Here is a 13,059-nt window from a genome sequence, read left to right as displayed (position 1 = left end):
CGTCGCGCGCCCGGAACCGACGCCATGAATGTTTCGTTGCAGCAGCTCAAGGTATTCGTCGCGGTCGCGCGCGAGCGCAGTTTCACGCGCGCGGCGCGCGAGTTCGATCTGACGCAGTCGGCCATCAGCCGTTGTGTGCGAGAGTTGGAAGACGCGGTCCAATTGAAGCTATTCGATCGCACGACACGCCAGGTCGAACTGACGAATGCGGGTGCGAGTCTCGAGAGAAGAATCGGCCGGCTGCTCGACGAAATCGAATTGACGCTGCTCGAAGAGCGCGCTGCTTACGACGGACAGACGGGCGTCGTGTTATTCGCGAGTAATCCGGTGTTGTCGTCGGGCTGGGTGCCGCGGGCTTTGGCGCAGTGCGCGTCGGTTTATCCCGAGCTGGTCGTGTCGGTGAAGGATCAGCCTCAATGCAGCGTACTGGCCAGTGTCGAGCAGGGCGAGGTGGATTTCGGCGCTCTCTGTGTGACTGCACCCGTCGATAATCCACTATTACATGCTCAGGTACTTTTCACTACGCCATTGCATGCGGTGCTTCCGTCGGTGCATCCGCTAGCCCAGCACGACAGCATCGGATGGCACGCGTTGCGCGAATGTCCGTTGATCACGCTGAATGGCGATACCGGCGTGCGCGCTGCGCTCGAACCGGTACTCGCCGCGAACGAATTGAAGCGCCGGCCGATGCAGGAACTCGGACACGTTGCGGCAGTAGTGCGCATGGTCGAATTGGGACTGGGTGTCGGCGTATTGCCTGTCGATGCGTATTGGCCATCGCCGGGAGCTTCATTGGTGAGTCGTCCGCTGATCCCCGAAGCGACATTGACGACGGTACTCGTGCACCGCAGAAACCGCTCGCTTCGTCCCAATGCGGCTGCTGCGTGGGCACAGTTCGTCGCATCGACGACCGGTCATGCGCGGATCGCCGACGAAATGCCTGCCGCAGCCGCTGTCGCAACGCAAAGCTTCAGCTGGCAGTCCGTGCGGCAAAGCCTGTTGCCAGAACCTTAGATAGGGGCCGACCGACAAGCTCGCGCAATGCGCGGGATTCGATCGATGCGCCGCCAGTCAGCCATATAACGTCCTACTCAAGGAGCTTCATGATGGATATCCAGTCCGACCTCAGGCAACATGATCTGTTGATCGACGGCAAGCGCATGCCGCCAGGCACCGGCGAATATTCCGTCGATATCAACCCCGCGACGGAGGAGCCGATCGCGCTGGTCGCGCAAGGCAGCGCCGCCGACGTCGATGCCGCGGTGCGCGCGGCGCGCAGCGCATTGAAGGTATGGAATTCGATTCGCGCCGCCGAACGCGGCCGCATCCTGCAACGGCTTGCGGGTCTGATGCGCGAGAACATGGAAGAACTCACCTCGCTCGAAAGTCTCGACTGCGGCAAGCCGATTGCCGCGGTGATGCGTCAGGACGTGCCCGCCGCGATCGATACCGTCGAATACTACGCAGGCTGGTGCGACAAGATCAACGGCCAGGTGGTGCCGACGCGTCCCGATGCATTGACCTATACGCTGCGCGAGCCGGTCGGCGTGGTCGCCGCAATCGTGCCGTGGAATTTTCCATTGATGATCGGCATGTGGAAGATCGCGCCCGCGCTCGCATGCGGTTGCACGCTGATCGTCAAGCCCGCCGAGATCACGCCGCTCACCGCGTTGCGCGTCGGCGAGCTGGCGCTCGAAGCCGGTGTGCCGCCGGGCGTGCTCAATATCGTCACCGGCAAGGGCAGTGTGGTGGGCGACGCGCTGGTGACGCATCCCGGTATCGACAAGGTCACGTTCACCGGTTCGCCTTCGGTCGGCCGAGGCATCCTGCAGGGCGCGGCGGGCAACTTCAAACGCGTGACGCTGGAACTCGGCGGCAAGTCGGCCAACGTGATCTTTGCGGATGCGAATCTCGACAATGCGGTGCGCGCCGCGGCGTCGGGCGTCTTCTTCAATACGGGGCAAGTGTGCTCCGCTGGGTCGCGGATACTCGCGCATCGTGACGTGTACGACGAAGTGGTCGAGCGTCTGGCAACGCGCGCGAAGTCGATCAAGGTCGGCGATCCGTCGCTACGCGAAACGTCGATGGGACCGCTGATTTCGGCCGCTCAGATGAAGACCGTATTGAGCTATGTCGACACAGGTCGCTCGGAAGGCGCGTCGCTCGTGACGGGTGGCGCGCGCGTCGGCAATCGCGGCTTTTTCGTCGAGCCCACCGTGTTCGCGAATGTCGAGCACGAGATGCGCATTTCACAGGAAGAAATCTTCGGGCCCGTGGCAAGCGTGATCCGGTTCGAAGACGAAGCGGACGCGATCCGCATCGCCAATGGCACATCGTATAGTCTCGCGGCCGGCGTATGGAGCGCTGACCTGAGCCGCGTGCATCGCGTGGCGCGCGACCTGAAGGCGGGCACGGTGTGGATCAATACCTACGGCTATACGGATGTGCGTTTGCCGTGGGGTGGTGCTGGCGATTCGGGCTTCGGTCGCGAGCATGGCGATGTCGCGATCGAGAACTTCACTGAACCGAAAGCGGTGTGGGTAGCGATCGATCAATAGCGGCTAATGTGAAAAAGGATCGGATGCATGGCATCCGATCCTTTCTGTCGTGTTGCAAGAAGAAAAATGAGCTTAACGGGTACCTGGTCAATTACCTTGCAATGCCATCTTCTCGCGCAATTTGATCAGTGCGAGCACGACGTCGATGGTGGGTGTCGGTTCGGCAACGAGTCGGCCCATTTCCTGCACGACGGTCAGCAAAGGATCGATTTCCATCGGCCTGCGGTTCTCGAGATCGACGAGTGTCGATGTCTTATGCGCACCGACCGCGCCGGCGCCGTCAATACGCCTTTCCACATCGACACGAAAGTGCACGCCGAACTGTTCCGCGATTCGCTTCGCTTCGAGCATCATCGTGCGTGAAACCGCGCGCGTGCCCGGGTCGCTCGTGAGGACATCGAGCGTTGCATGCGTCAACGCGCTAATCGGGTTGAAGCACAGATTGCCCCACAGCTTGAGCCAGATTTCGTCGCGAATGTTGTCGCGAATCGGCGCTTCGAAGCCGGCTGCCTGCATGATCTCGTGCAATTGCTGAATGCGCGGGGTGCGTTCGCCACTCGGTTCGCCGATCGGGAACTTCTTGCCGTACACGTGCTTGATCACCCCCGGTTCGACGATTTCCGCCGCCGGATAGAGTACGCAGCCGATCGCGCGCTCGGGTCCGAGCTTGGTCCATTGCGAACCGTCGGGGTCGACGCTCGCGAGGCGGGTACCGGCAAAGCGTCCGCCATGCTGATAGAAGTACCAATAGGGAATGCCGTTGACGCCGGTAACGATCGCTGTGTGCTTGCCGAGCAGTGGCTGCATCGAATCGACCACGCCGGGCAGCGAATGCGCCTTCAGCGTGACGATGACGACGTCCTGGACGCCGAGTTCGCTTGGGTCTGAAGTACAGCGCACCGGCGCGCTGAATGTTTCGCCATCCATGATCAGGCGCGCGCCGTGTTCACGCATGGCCGCCAGATGCGGGCCGCGCGCAATGAAGCTGACGTCCGCGCCGGCGCGCGCCAATTGCACGCCCATTAAACCGCCAATCGCTCCCGCTCCGAAGATGCAGATCTTCATGATGTCGCTCCGTGACGATGAAAAAGCCGTTCGCCCAATGCCGCATTGCACCACTTCGCGGCCGGTCACGGTTCGAGCATAAGGGGGAGCAACGAAAGCTGATAGTTAAAGTTTCTCCGCCGATGTATTAGCTATTCGTTATGAAAAGGCCCCGCCTCACGCGCGCCGAACCAGCAGAAAACTCACGCCGATCGCCGCGAGAAAGCCGCCGCAGCAGCGATTGAACCAGCGGCGAATCTTCGCGCGCATCAGCCATTTGCCGAGATACATGCCGGCCCAGGAATACAAGGCGATCGCGACCCATTCGAGTATCAGAAAGCTCGCACCGAGCGCGGCGAATTGCGGCAGGATCGGCTGCGCGACGTCGACGAATTGCGGCAGAAACGCGGTGAAAACCAGAATTGCCTTCGGATTGCCGGCCGCCACGAAGAATTCGTGCCGTGCAATGCGCGTGAGCGCGGCTTCCTGGGGTTGCGAGGTGTCGATGGCGGGCGCGTCGCTGCGCCACAGTTGGATCGCGAGCCAGATCAGATACGCGGCGCCCGCGAGTTTGATCGTCAGAAAGATCCACTCGGACGCATGCAGCACGACGGCGAGACCGGTCGCGGCGAGCGCGAGCATCATCGCGAAGGCGAGCAGCCGGCCGCTGCCGCCGACGAATGCCTTGATGAAGCCATGCCGTGCCGCGACGTTGATCGAAAGCAGGTTATTGGGCCCGGGTGCGAGGTTGATGGCAAAGCAGGCGGGCAAGAAGAATAGCCAGGCGGTAAGGGACATGACGGCTGCATTCCGAATAGATCATGATGCATCGCGCGGAGGATCGCGCGCGATGCGTTACCGGGATTGTAGCGAAACCACGCCGCGCCTCCGCCTGCCGAGTGTTTAGTTCACCGCCTTGACAAAGCCAGGATCGCCGATCAACGTATCGACGCTGAGCTTGACCGTGTCTTCGATCGCGATCGTGTTGCTGGTGAATTTCGGTGACTTCTGCTTCACGGTGCGCGTGGTCGTGTACACGACCTTCTGGGTCGCCGCATCGACGACCACGTAGTGCATTTTCAGCGTCCACAGCGCCGGCGAGCGCTTATCGTCCACCGTAAAGGCTTCGATGCTGCCGCTGAGCACGCGCTTGTTGTCGTCGATACGGAAACCGGCCACTCGCAGGCTGTTCGCGACGCCATTGCGCACGACGAGGCTGACCTCGTCCTTCAGCACGAGCCCGGTCATCCCGGTGTTTTCGATGCGGTTCGGGGACAGACGACCGTCGCGCGCGGGCAGATACGCGAAGTCGCTTGCAGGGGCGACGCTCAGCGAGCCGGTGCCGTGGGTCTTCGGGTGCGTCGCGCTGGCGCTGCTATTCAGGCCGAACCACGACCACGAGCACGCGGACAGCAGCGTGGGCAGAAGCACGGCGCCGCAGCCCTTGAGCACAACGGATCTCAACGGCGAACGCGCAGCAGCCATGCGGGAGAAAGCGGCGGTCGAAGTCAGAGGAGTTGCCCTTTTAAGTGGAGTCAGCCCGGTGAAGAACAGCATGGTAGCAGCGAAGCTTGCGTCTGGCTGGCTAGCCCGGCCATCATAACGGGCCGCGATAGCGATGGACATCGGGACAACGCCCGAAGGGCGTTCGACCACAGCCGCTCAGAAAAAGCCCGCCTTGCCCTGCGTGATGTCGGTCAGCGTTGCCTTGGCGCCGTCGAAAGCATTGGCGGGCACGCGCATCGTCATCTTCACCAGCATGCCGTAGGCGCTGTCCACCAGCGGATAGCCTTCGGCGTCCATCCATCGACGGACTTTGGCTTCGTCTGCATAGCTGACTTCGACGCCCAGCGAAACCTGGGCAATCCTCTCGACGCGCGGCGCGTCGAGCAGCGCGGACGCGATCGCATCGGTGTACGCGCGCACCAGACCGCCCGCGCCGAGCTTCACACCGCCGTAATAGCGTACGACGGCCGCGAGCACGCCATCCAGATCGTGATGCCGCAGCACTTCGAGAATCGGCCGACCGGCGGTGCCGGACGGTTCGCCGTCGTCGGACATGCCGGATTGGCCGCCCGCGAGCAGCGCCCAGCACACGTGCGTCGCGGCCGGATGTTCGTCGCGCAGACGCTGCAATTCGGCCATCGCGGCATCGCGATCGGCGACCGGGAGCGCATACGCGATGAAGCGGCTCTTGCGAATCTCGAGTTCCGCGCTCAGCGGCGCGGGCAGGGTATAGGTGGGCAAGGCGGAAACGTCGGTGGATGAAAAGAAGCACGCGGTACGCGTCGCGATGTCCGACATGGTAACGGATCGTCCAGGCGAGCGAGGCGCCGCGGGCAGGTTCGCGGCTTCGACTACAATGGTCCGCTGAACCCGCGCCCATCATTTCGATGCCGCGCATCGCGAGGAGACGACATGCTTGATCTATCCACGTTGGGGACTTTCGTTGCCGTCGTGCTCGGGCTCTTTCTGATTCCAGGCCCGGCCGTGCTGCTGGTTTTGACGCGCACCATGCAAGGTGGACGCAAGGCCGGCATTCTGACCGGTCTCGGCATCGCAGCCGGCGATTTCGTGCATACGCTGGGCGCCGCGATCGGCCTCTCCGCGCTGCTGATGACATCCGCGCTCGCGTTCAATGCGGTGAAATTCGTCGGTGCCGCATACCTCGTCTATCTGGGCATTCGCGCGTTGCGCGAAAAGCAGGCGAGTGCGCATCTGCCGGTCGTCGCGCCGGTGTCGGGTTCGAAGGCGTTCTTGCAGGCGATTCCCGCGGAAGTGCTGAACCCGAAAACCGCGCTGTTTTTCCTCGCGTTTCTGCCGCAATTCGTTCGCCCCGAACATGGCTCGACCTTCCTGCAGTTCGCGACCCTCGGGCTGATTTTCGTTGCCATGAGCGCGCTTTATACGACGCTGATCGTTCTGACGATCCGGCCGCTGGGCAAACTCGTGAAGCGTTTGACGTGGTTGACGCGTTGGCAGAACAAGCTCATCGGCGTGCTGTTCATTTCACTCGGCCTGCGCGTGGCGGTGCAAACACGCTGAGTGCGGATGCGCGAGTGGCACGCACGATTCCGGAGACAGCGATGAATGAAGATCCAACCTCGTCGGCGCGCGCGATCGAGTTCTGGTTCGACTTCGGCAGCAACTACAGCTATCTGAGCATGATGCGGATCGAAGCGTTGGCGGCCGCGCGCAACGTGACGATCGTCTGGCGGCCGTTTCTGCTCGGCCCGGTATTTCGCCAGCTCGGGTTCGAGAACTCGCCCTTCGTATTGCAGAAAGAAAAAGGCGCATACGTGTGGAAAGACATGGAGCGTCAATGCCGCAAATACGGCCTTGCGCTCACGCGTCCCAGCACGTTTCCGCGCGCGGCGCTTCTCGCGATGCGCATCGCGCTGCTGGGTGCGAACGAGCCGTGGATCGGTGCCTGGTGCCGCCAGATCATGCGGTTGAATTTCGCCGACGACCGCGACATCGGCTCGATCGACGTCGTCAGCGAAGCGCTCGACTCGCTTGGCTTACCCGTGCAGAGCGTGATCGACGCCGCGCAAAGCGACGCGAACAAGCTCCGCTTGCGCGAGCAGACCGAACGGGCCATCGGCAAGGGCATCTTCGGTGCGCCGACGTTTTTTGTCGGCGGCGAGATGTTCTGGGGGAATGACAGGCTGGAGGACGCGTTGGACTACTGCGACGCGATCGCGGCGCGCCAATGAACGTCGACCGGAGCGCTCAATCAGCCTGCTGACAGAAGCGCCGGCCCGGTACATGTGAGACCACGGCCTGGGCGATTTCGAGTGGAGTACTTTCGGCGGGAACGACGCGACGGCTCGATTCGGGTTCGTGCTTCATCGTCCATTCGACGAGCCGGTATGAGCGGCCCCAAGGCTGTTGCAGCGGATCGGAGACCTTGCAGGAATGAATCTGGCGAGTCCACTGATGGCCGGGCATCGCACGCAGGTGTTCGACTACCATCTCTTCAACCATGATTTACCTCCTTCTTCTTGTGCGCGGGACCATGCTCGGCCGCGTTTTCGGCACCCTTCAAGAAAAAACGCCGCCGATGTTCTGGCGGCTCAACAGGGGATGAAGTACATACTTGCAGCGAACTATTAAGCGAAACTTAAGAACCGCAATCATTACGCAAACGGACCTCGCAGCGTGTAAGCGAGTGCAAGCGAATGCAAGCGAGAGTTGACAACAGTGGACGCGCACGCTCCCATGCTGGCCGAAGCGTCGCGAGCCTGCCCTCAAGACCCCGGCGGATCGGCCGTTATCAGTAGAGTTGGGGCGTCGACCCCGTTCGCCTTCAGGGCCGCCTTGCTGATACCGTGACGAAACCCGCCCAATCGCCGCTTTCCGAGCGTCTTCGCTCGCTCGTCGACACCGTGCAGCACAACGAGCGCACGTTGCGGCGCTTCCAGAACGTCGAGTTGCGTTTGATCGGCGCGCAGGATTTCGCGTCGTTTCTCGATACGTTGTTCAGCCATCTGCCGCGCGAATTCGCTCTCGCGAACGTGGTGCTGTGGCTCGACGACCGCGCGCCGATGCTGCTCGAACTGCTCGAGCCGGGCAACCTGCAAGCGCTCGATCATGCGCAGCTGAAGACGTCGCGCGAGGGCGGTCTCATCGCGCGGTCTCTGTGCGAGGACGATCGGCCGTGGCTCGGCCGCCCTGGCGAGATCGACGACGACGCGCGCCGCGCGTTGTTCGGCGCCGTGCCGGCCCAGGTGCCGGCCAGCGCGATCCTGCTGCCGCTCGCCGCGGGCAAGAGCGTCAGCGGCTATCTATGCCTCGGCAGCGACGACCCCGCGCGCTTCGTCGCCGGCATGGCCACCGACATCCTGGAGCGCTTCGCAAGCATCGTCACCGCGAGTCTCGACAACGTCGCGCATCGCGAGCGGCTCAAGCAGCTCGGCATGACCGATGCGCTGACCGGCCTCGCGAATCGCCGCTATTTCGACGAGCGGCTGCGCGAGGAGTTGATGCGCGCGGTCCGTTATCGCGCGCCGGTCGCGTGCCTGTTCATCGATATCGACGGTTTCAAACGCATCAACGATAGCCATGGCCATCAGATCGGCGACCGCGCGCTCGCCGCGGTGGCGGCCTGCGTGCGACAGCAGGTGCGGCTTGGCGACACCGTCGCGCGCTACGGCGGCGAGGAGTTCGCCGCGCTGGTGCAAGGCGATCTCAGCGACGCGCTGACCGTCGCCGAGCGCGTGCGGCTGGCGGTCGAGAATCTCGATGTGCGCGACGCGCACGGCGAGCGCATCGAGTTGTCGGTGTCGATCGGCGTGGCTGCGCGCGTGGTCGCGGGCAGCCCGGCCGACGCGATGTCGCTCGGTCAGGCGATGATGGACGAGGCCGATCGCGCGATGTATCAGGCCAAGCGCAACGGCCGCAATCGCATCGAGGCGCACGCCGATGCGCTCGATGAGCAGGGCTGATCGAGCGACGCCAACCCCAACACCAACTGCGCATCACACCCCGGCCGCATCCGGCGGCACCCCGAGCAGCTGCAATGCGCCGCCCATCACGCCGCTGAACACCGGTCCGGCGACCGTGCCGCCATAGAACGCCTTGCCGGCCGGGTCGTCGATCATCACGGCGACGATCAGGTGCGGATCGCTCATCGGCGCCATCCCGACGAACAGCGCGCGGTAGCGATTCGGCGCGTAGCCCGCGCCGATCTGCTTGCGCGCGGTGCCGGTCTTGCCGCCGACGCGATAACCCGCCACGCTCGCGGCGCGCCCGGTGCCGCCTGCGCCCGTGGCCATTTCGAGCATGTTGCGGATCGCGCGCGCGGTGGCGGGCGTCGTGACCGGTTCGCTGCGAGCGGCGAACGACGTCGGGTCGTTCGCATCGAGGGGCTCGCGCAGCAGGCTCACGCGCCGCAGGGAGCCGTCGCCGGCATAGGCGGTGTAGACCTGTGCGATTTGCAGCAGCGACACCGACAGCCCGTAGCCATACGCCATCGTGGCCTGCTCGATCGGGCGCCAGCGGCTGTACGGCCGCAGCTTGCCGGCGGCCACGCCGGGGAAGGGCAGCTCGGGCTTCATGCCGAGACCGTATTGCTGGTATTTGGTCCAGATCGTTTCGGCCGGCAGGTTCAGCGCGAGCTTCGCGAGCGCGATATTGCTCGACTTCTGCACCGCCTCGGCGACCGTCATCGCGCCGTGATTCGACGTGTCGTGAATCACGGCCGGACCGATCCGATACCAGCCTGGCGCGGTATCGATGATGCTTTGCGGCCGCACCTTGCCTTCGTCGATCGATAGCGCGACGACGAGCGGCTTGATCGTCGAACCCGGCTCGAACGTGTCGATTACCGCGCGGTTGCGCAGTTGCCGGCCGGACAGGTGCGTGCGGTCGTTCGGATCGAAGCTCGGGTAGTTGGCGAGCGCGAGGATTTCGCCGTTGCGCGCATCGAGCACAACCACGCTGCCCGCTTCGGCGCGATGCTCCGCGATCGCGGCTTTGAGTTGCGTGTACGCGAGTTGCTGGATACGCCGGTCGATCGTCAGCTGGATCGTCGCGCCGTTGCGTGCGGGCACGAGCGGCCGCGTCTCCGAGATCACGCGGCCGAGCCGGTCGCGGATCACTTCACGCTCGCCCGGCACGCCTTGCAGTTGCGCGTCGGCGGAGAGCTCGACGCCTTCCTGGCCGTGGTCCTCGATGTCGGTAAACCCGACCACGTGCGCGGCCGACTCTCCTTCGGGATAAAAGCGTTTGGTGTCGGCGACCTGCGTGATGCCGGCGAGCCCGAGGCGCGACAGATGCTCGGCGGTGTCGGCATCGACCTGGCGCTTGAGCAGCACGAAGCTGCGCTCGCCGTTCAGACGCCGGCGCAGTTCCGCGGGCGGCAGATCGAGCAGCTTCGTGAGCGGCGCGAACGCGCTTTCGTCGACGAGCTTCGGCGTGGCCCAGATTTCGTACGTCGCGAGACTGACCGCGAGCATCGAACCATTGCGATCGACGATCCGGCCGCGCGTCGCGTCGAGTTCGAGCAGGCGCTGATAGCGCTTCTGCCCCTGGTCGACGTAGAAGTCCTGATTTACGACCTGCACCCAGAACGCACGGGCTGCGAGCGTCGCGAACGCGGCGAACACCAGCAGCACGATGAACTTCGAGCGCCACGCGGGCAGCCGCGCATCGAGCAGCGGGTTCTTCGCGGCTAACGCATAGGGATCGGGTGACGGAGGTTTTTTCTGGCGGATCATGGCGGCGGGCAGCGGGCGCTACGTAGCTTCGATTGAACAAGGCCGCCAAAACCACGAGGCCTGGCGGCAAGGACTGTCGCTGGGCCGAGTGTAAACAAAACGTAATTTAAATGCGAGGCATGTGAAAGAAGCGGCGTTTGGCTTCGAGCAACCGCGAGCCGAGCCGAAGCTCAAAAAACGAACAGCCGCGCGGACTTGCAAAATCCGCGCGGCTGATTCGTTCGATTGATGCGTCGACTCCGACGCGGCGTGTTGATGAGGCGCTCCCCGCCTGTGGAGCGCCTTCTTTTTATGCGCGCCCGTCGCGGGCGCGGCGCGGGAGCGTCAAGCCGGCAACGCGAAACTCGCAATCGCGTCGCGCAACACGCCGACCTGGTCTTTCAGCGAATGCGCGGCGGCCGCGGCCTCTTCGACCAGTGCCGCGTTCTGCTGCGTGACCTGGTCCATCTCGCCGACCGCGCGATTGACCTGCTCGATGCCCGCGCTCTGCTCGCGCGACGCGTGGCTGATTTCTTCGAGAATTTCGTTGACGCGCCGCACCGACTGCACGATCTCGCCCATCGTCGCGCCCGCGTTCGCGACCAGCGACGCGCCTGTCTCGACGGTATCGGTCGAAGTTTCGATCAGTGCCTTGATCTCCTTGGCGGCCGTCGCCGAGCGCTGCGCGAGGCTGCGCACTTCGGCCGCGACCACCGCGAAGCCGCGGCCCTGTTCGCCGGCGCGGGCCGCTTCCACGGCCGCGTTCAGCGCGAGGATATTGGTCTGGAACGCAATGCCGTCGATCACGCCGATGATGTCGCCGATCTGCCGCGAGCTCGCGGTAATCTCGCCCATCGTGCGCACCACGTCGTCGACGACGCGGCTGCCGCGCGTCGCGACGTTCGCGGCGTCGCTCGCGAGTTGCGCGGCCTGGCTTGCGCTGTCCGCGTTCTGCTTCACGTTGACCGTCATCTGATCCATGCTCGACGCGGTTTGCACGAGCGCGGCCGCCTGCTCCTCGGTGCGCTGCGACAGGTCGGTGTTGCCCGCGGCGATTTCGTTCGCGCCGACGTTGATGTTCTCGGTGCCCTGGCGCACGCGCGAGACCGTGTCGACGAGTCCCGCCTGCATCGTGCGCAGCGCATGCAGCAGGCTGCCGTTGTCGTGCGGCGCGATCGGCACCGGCGTCGCGAGGTTGCCTTGCGCCATCAGCCGCGCATGCTTGACCGCCACTTCGAGTTCGCCGCCGAGCGAGCGGCGGATGCTGCGCAGCACGACCAGCATCACAGCCGTGGAGAGCGCGCCGAGTGCGACCGTGATCGCGAGCCAGCGCAGCAGATTGCGGTAGAACGCGCTTTGCACGTCGTCCATATACATGCCGGTCACGAGGTACCAGTCCCATGGCGCGAAGTGCATCGAGTAGCTGGTCTTCGCGACCGGCTGTTCGCTGCCCGGTTTGGCCCACAGATAGTCGACGAAGCCGCCGCCGTCGTGATTGCCCGCGTTGACGATATCGACAAACAGATGATTGCCGGCCGGATCGGTGAACTGCGCGAGGTTCTTGCCGATCAGTTCGGGCTTGAACGGATGCATCAGCATGACCGGCTGCGAGTCGTTGATCGACAGGTAGCCGTCCTTGCCGTAGCGCATCGCGCCGAGCGTCGCCAGCGCCTGTTTTTTCGCGTCGTCCTCGGACAGCGCATGCTGCTGCGCGAGCGTGTAGTAATGGGCGGTGACGTGGTTCGCCTCTTCGATCAGCGAGCGCAATTGCTCGCGTCGGTCCGAGATCATCGACGCGCGGTTCTGCCACGCGCCGAACGCGCCGATCAGGATCAGGCCAACCCACAGCACGGCGATCATCGACGTCAGTTTTCGGTTCAGAGTCATAGCGAGGGAAATGTACGTTGTTGCCAGTAGGTCTAGTGGTTTGCGGTCGGATGCCGCTCGCTGTGTTAACGGCGGGAAATCTTGTTGGTCGAGGCAGGGGAAACCCGCTGTCTTACATCGCTATTCATCTGATTAATAAGCGGATTTATTGGTTTTTTAGCGGCGCCTGCGCGCGCCTAATTCGAAAAAGACATTTGCGCAATATTCGGGAATTTGAATTAACCGGCGATTTTTCGATAAGGCACAGCGATTGAAAAATGCGCACGAAAATCGACGTAAAAACGGCCGCCACGAGGTGCCGGATAAGCTGTGGAGCCAAATCCAGCAGGGTTCGCATCAACATTCCACAAAACGCCAATCAAATGCAGGAA

At 63.5% G+C, this 13,059-nt stretch carries 12 protein-coding genes; 5 read left to right on the top strand and 7 right to left on the bottom strand.

The window, feature by feature from the left end:
- The first annotated feature begins 24 nt into the window (after positions 1–24).
- Together VSR82_RS10695 and VSR82_RS10690 are read left to right on the top strand one after the other, a co-directional pair.
- The gene (locus VSR82_RS10695; protein WP_429457152.1) at positions 25–1,014 is read left to right on the top strand and encodes a LysR family transcriptional regulator; all 990 of its coding nucleotides are present in this window, start codon (positions 25–27) and stop codon (positions 1,012–1,014) included.
- A gap of 92 nt (positions 1,015–1,106) precedes the next feature.
- Positions 1,107–2,558 (top strand): aldehyde dehydrogenase family protein, encoded by a 1,452-nt coding sequence (locus VSR82_RS10690; RefSeq protein ID WP_368584658.1) that lies wholly within the window; start codon positions 1,107–1,109, stop codon positions 2,556–2,558.
- 87 nt (positions 2,559–2,645) lie between these two features.
- Here the strand turns inward: VSR82_RS10690 and VSR82_RS10685 are convergent, their stop codons facing one another.
- From VSR82_RS10685 to VSR82_RS10670, 4 genes are all read right to left on the bottom strand, one after another.
- On the bottom strand, positions 2,646–3,623 hold the full coding sequence (locus VSR82_RS10685) for a 2-dehydropantoate 2-reductase (protein ID WP_176107661.1): 978 nt from the start codon (positions 3,621–3,623) through the stop codon (positions 2,646–2,648).
- 156 nt (positions 3,624–3,779) lie between these two features.
- The gene (locus VSR82_RS10680) at positions 3,780–4,400 is read right to left on the bottom strand and encodes a LysE family translocator (RefSeq protein WP_429457154.1); all 621 of its coding nucleotides are present in this window, start codon (positions 4,398–4,400) and stop codon (positions 3,780–3,782) included.
- 105 nt (positions 4,401–4,505) lie between these two features.
- Positions 4,506–5,087 (bottom strand): hypothetical protein, encoded by a 582-nt coding sequence (locus VSR82_RS10675; protein WP_368584660.1) that lies wholly within the window; start codon positions 5,085–5,087, stop codon positions 4,506–4,508.
- 177 nt (positions 5,088–5,264) lie between these two features.
- Complete coding sequence (locus VSR82_RS10670; protein ID WP_498857710.1) at positions 5,265–5,849, bottom strand: IMPACT family protein; 585 nt, start codon at positions 5,847–5,849, stop codon at positions 5,265–5,267.
- 171 nt (positions 5,850–6,020) lie between these two features.
- Between VSR82_RS10670 and VSR82_RS10665 the strand changes: the two genes are divergently transcribed.
- Positions 6,021–6,647 carry a LysE family translocator gene (locus tag VSR82_RS10665; RefSeq protein ID WP_368584662.1) on the top strand — a complete coding sequence of 209 codons (627 nt, stop codon included), beginning with the start codon at positions 6,021–6,023 and terminating at the stop codon, positions 6,645–6,647.
- A gap of 41 nt (positions 6,648–6,688) precedes the next feature.
- The gene (locus tag VSR82_RS10660; protein ID WP_368584663.1) at positions 6,689–7,318 is read left to right on the top strand and encodes a 2-hydroxychromene-2-carboxylate isomerase; all 630 of its coding nucleotides are present in this window, start codon (positions 6,689–6,691) and stop codon (positions 7,316–7,318) included.
- A 16-nt stretch (positions 7,319–7,334) separates the two neighbouring features.
- On the opposite strand, the gene VSR82_RS10655 is transcribed toward VSR82_RS10660, so the two are convergent.
- A complete protein-coding gene (locus VSR82_RS10655) occupies positions 7,335–7,589 on the bottom strand; it encodes a DUF2866 domain-containing protein (RefSeq protein ID WP_013091226.1) in 255 nt (84 codons plus the stop codon).
- A 344-nt stretch (positions 7,590–7,933) separates the two neighbouring features.
- Between VSR82_RS10655 and VSR82_RS10650 the strand changes: the two genes are divergently transcribed.
- Positions 7,934–9,049 (top strand): GGDEF domain-containing protein, encoded by a 1,116-nt coding sequence (locus VSR82_RS10650; protein ID WP_429457160.1) that lies wholly within the window; start codon positions 7,934–7,936, stop codon positions 9,047–9,049.
- 33 nt (positions 9,050–9,082) lie between these two features.
- Here the strand turns inward: VSR82_RS10650 and VSR82_RS10645 are convergent, their stop codons facing one another.
- Together VSR82_RS10645 and VSR82_RS10640 are read right to left on the bottom strand one after the other, a co-directional pair.
- The gene (locus VSR82_RS10645; RefSeq protein ID WP_410850287.1) at positions 9,083–10,822 is read right to left on the bottom strand and encodes a peptidoglycan D,D-transpeptidase FtsI family protein; all 1,740 of its coding nucleotides are present in this window, start codon (positions 10,820–10,822) and stop codon (positions 9,083–9,085) included.
- Between the two features lie 324 nt (positions 10,823–11,146).
- Positions 11,147–12,688, bottom strand: a complete 1,542-nt coding sequence (locus tag VSR82_RS10640) for a methyl-accepting chemotaxis protein (protein WP_429457163.1) — start codon at positions 12,686–12,688, stop codon at positions 11,147–11,149.
- Positions 12,689–13,059: the final 371 nt, after the last annotated feature.

Source organism: Burkholderia sp. JPY481 (assembly GCF_038900515.1).
GTDB classification, from domain to species: Bacteria; Pseudomonadota; Gammaproteobacteria; order Burkholderiales; family Burkholderiaceae; genus Paraburkholderia; species Paraburkholderia youngii.
The sequence above is the reverse complement of the archived record's forward strand: the minus strand, read 5'-3'. Positions and strand labels throughout refer to the sequence as shown.

Coding starts and splice junctions, on each gene's coding strand:
- VSR82_RS10695 (WP_429457152.1), top strand. CDS start 25: ATGAATGTTTCGTTGCAGCAGCTCAAGGTATTCGTCGCGGTCGCGCGC.
- VSR82_RS10690 (WP_368584658.1), top strand. CDS start 1,107: ATGGATATCCAGTCCGACCTCAGGCAACATGATCTGTTGATCGACGGC.
- VSR82_RS10685 (WP_176107661.1), bottom strand. CDS start 3,623: ATGAAGATCTGCATCTTCGGAGCGGGAGCGATTGGCGGTTTAATGGGC.
- VSR82_RS10680 (WP_429457154.1), bottom strand. CDS start 4,400: ATGTCCCTTACCGCCTGGCTATTCTTCTTGCCCGCCTGCTTTGCCATC.
- VSR82_RS10675 (WP_368584660.1), bottom strand. CDS start 5,087: ATGGCTGCTGCGCGTTCGCCGTTGAGATCCGTTGTGCTCAAGGGCTGC.
- VSR82_RS10665 (WP_368584662.1), top strand. CDS start 6,021: ATGCTTGATCTATCCACGTTGGGGACTTTCGTTGCCGTCGTGCTCGGG.
- VSR82_RS10660 (WP_368584663.1), top strand. CDS start 6,689: ATGAATGAAGATCCAACCTCGTCGGCGCGCGCGATCGAGTTCTGGTTC.
- VSR82_RS10655 (WP_013091226.1), bottom strand. CDS start 7,589: ATGGTTGAAGAGATGGTAGTCGAACACCTGCGTGCGATGCCCGGCCAT.
- VSR82_RS10645 (WP_410850287.1), bottom strand. CDS start 10,822: ATGATCCGCCAGAAAAAACCTCCGTCACCCGATCCCTATGCGTTAGCC.
- VSR82_RS10640 (WP_429457163.1), bottom strand. CDS start 12,688: ATGACTCTGAACCGAAAACTGACGTCGATGATCGCCGTGCTGTGGGTT.